The sequence below is a fragment of the Xenorhabdus eapokensis genome (assembly GCF_001908105.1).
On the sequence record NZ_MKGQ01000004.1, the window covers coordinates 192,078 to 195,234 of the forward strand.

Sequence of the window (3,157 nt, forward strand, 5' to 3'; positions counted from 1 at the left end):
CTGAGTTCGGCATGGGGTCAGGTGGGACCACCGCGCTCTTGCCGCCAGACAAATCCTGTTTTCAATCCCGAACAAGCTGTTTTCTCTCTCTGAAACTTTCTCTTCTCTCATGCCCAAAACACCTTCGGTGTTGTCAGGTTAAGCCGCACGGTTCATTAGTACTGGTTAGCTCAACGTCTCGCAACGCTTACACACCCAGCCTATCTACGTCCTCGTCTCGAACGCTCCTTCAGTACCCTCTAAGGAGTAAGGGAAGACTCATCTTAAGGCAAGTTTCCCGCTTAGATGCTTTCAGCGGTTATCTCTTCCGCACTTAGCTACCGGGCAGTGCCATTGGCATGACAACCCGAACACCAGTGGTGCGTCCACTCCGGTCCTCTCGTACTAGGAGCAGCCCCTTGCAATCTTCCAACGCCCACGGCAGATAGGGACCGAACTGTCTCACGACGTTCTAAACCCAGCTCGCGTACCACTTTAAATGGCGAACAGCCATACCCTTGGGACCTACTTCAGCCCCAGGATGTGATGAGCCGACATCGAGGTGCCAAACACCGCCGTCGATATGAACTCTTGGGCGGTATCAGCCTGTTATCCCCGGAGTACCTTTTATCCGTTGAGCGATGGCCCTTCCATTCAGAACCACCGGATCACTAAGACCTACTTTCGTACCTGCTCGAGCCGTCACTCTCGCAGTCAAGCTAGCTTATGCCTTTGCACTAACCTCACGATGTCCGACCGTGATTAGCTAACCTTCGTGCTCCTCCGTTACTCTTTGGGAGGAGACCGCCCCAGTCAAACTACCCACCAGACACTGTCCGCAACCCGGATAACGGGCCTACGTTAGAACATCAAACATTCAAGGGTGGTATTTCAAGGATGGCTCCATGCAGACTGGCGTCCACACTTCACAGCCTCCCACCTATCCTACACATCAAGGCTCAAGGTTCAGTGTCAAGCTATAGTAAAGGTTCACGGGGTCTTTCCGTCTTGCCGCGGGTACACTGCATCTTCACAGCGAGTTCAATTTCACTGAGTCTCGGGTGGAGACAGCCTGGCCATCATTACGCCATTCGTGCAGGTCGGAACTTACCCGACAAGGAATTTCGCTACCTTAGGACCGTTATAGTTACGGCCGCCGTTTACTGGGGCTTCGATCAAGAGCGTCGCCTTGCGGCTAACCCCATCAATTAACCTTCCAGCACCGGGCAGGCGTCACACCGTATACGTCCACTTTCGTGTTTGCACAGTGCTGTGTTTTTATTAAACAGTTGCAGCCAGCTGGTATCTGCGACTGGCCTCGGCTCCGGGAGCAAGTCCCTTCACCTGACGCCAGCGTGCCTTCTCCCGAAGTTACGGCACCATTTTGCCTAGTTCCTTCACCCGAGTTCTCTCAAGCGCCTGAGTATTCTCTACCTGACCACCTGTGTCGGTTTGGGGTACGATTCAATGTTACCTGAGGCTTAGAGGCTTTTCCTGGAAGCAGGGCATCTGTCACTTCAGCACCGTAGTGCCTCGTCATCACGCCTCAGCCTTAAAGCACCCCGGATTTCCCTGGGATGCCAGCCTACACGCTTAAACCGGGACGACCGTCGCCCGGATGACATAGCCTTCTCCGTCCCCCCTTCGCAGTAACACCGAGTACAGGACTATTAACCTGTTTCCCATCGACTACGCTTTTCAGCCTCGCCTTAGGGGTCGACTCACCCTGCCCCGATTAACGTTGGACAGGAACCCTTGGTCTTCCGGCGAGCGGGTTTTTCACCCGCTTTATCGTTACTTATGTCAGCATTCGCACTTCTGATACCTCCAGCAAACCTCACAGTTCACCTTCGCCGGCTTACAGAACGCTCCCCTACCCAACAACACCTAAATGTCGCTGCCGCAGCTTCGGTGCATGGTTTAGCCCCGTTACATCTTCCGCGCAGGCCGACTCGACCAGTGAGCTATTACGCTTTCTTTAAATGATGGCTGCTTCTAAGCCAACATCCTGGCTGTCTGAGCCTTCCCACTTCGTTTCCCACTTAACCATGACTTGGGGACCTTAGCTGGCGGTCTGGGTTGTTTCCCTCTTCACGACGGACGTTAGCACCCGCCGTGTGTCTCCCGTGATAACATTCTTCGGTATTCGCAGTTTGCATCGGGTTGGTAAGTCGGGATGACCCCCTAGCCGAAACAGTGCTCTACCCCCGAAGATGAATTCACGAGGCGCTACCTAAATAGCTTTCGGGGAGAACCAGCTATCTCCCGGTTTGATTGGCCTTTCACCCCCAGCCACAAGTCATCCGCTAATTTTTCAACATTAGTCGGTTCGGTCCTCCAGTTAGTGTTACCCAACCTTCAACCTGCCCATGGCTAGATCACCGGGTTTCGGGTCTATACCCTGCAACTTAACGCCCAGTTAAGACTCGGTTTCCCTGCGGCTCCCCTATGCGGTTAACCTTGCTACAGAATATAAGTCGCTGACCCATTATACAAAAGGTACGCAGTCACCCTGATAAATCAAGGCTCCCACTGCTTGTACGTACACGGTTTCAGGTTCTTTTTCACTCCCCTCGCCGGGGTTCTTTTCGCCTTTCCCTCACGGTACTGGTTCACTATCGGTCAGTCAGGAGTATTTAGCCTTGGAGGATGGTCCCCCCATATTCAGACAGGATACCACGTGTCCCGCCCTACTCTTCGAGCTCACAATACCAGTGTCTTCGGATACGGGGCTCTCACCCTTTACTGCCGGCCTTTCCAGACCGTTCTCCTGACACTGCTATCGCTGATGGCTCTGGGCTCCTCCCCGTTCGCTCGCCGCTACTGGGGGAATCTCGGTTGATTTCTTTTCCTCGGGGTACTGAGATGTTTCAGTTCCCCCGGTTCGCCTCCTTACCCTATGAATTCAGATAAGGATAGTGCAACGGATTGCACTGGGTTTCCCCATTCGGACATCGCCGGCTGATAACGCTTCATATCAGCTCACCGGCGCTTTTCGCAGATTAGCACGTCCTTCATCGCCTCTGACTGCCTAGGCATCCACCGTGTACGCTTAGTCGCTTAACCTCACAACCCGAAGGTGTCTTCGGACTGGAGTTTTTGAGAGACTCATCAATGTTATCGTTCAACAACATCGATTGTTTCAAATTTTCAGCTTGTTCCAGATTGTTAAAGAGCA

The 3,157-nt window shown here is 53.2% G+C and carries 1 rRNA gene; it reads right to left on the reverse strand.

Annotation, left to right across the window (positions count from 1 at the left end):
- Positions 1-134 precede the first annotated feature (134 nt).
- Positions 135-3,045: ribosomal RNA gene (locus tag Xedl_RS40655) — 23S ribosomal RNA — on the reverse strand.
- Positions 3,046-3,157 lie beyond the last annotated feature (112 nt).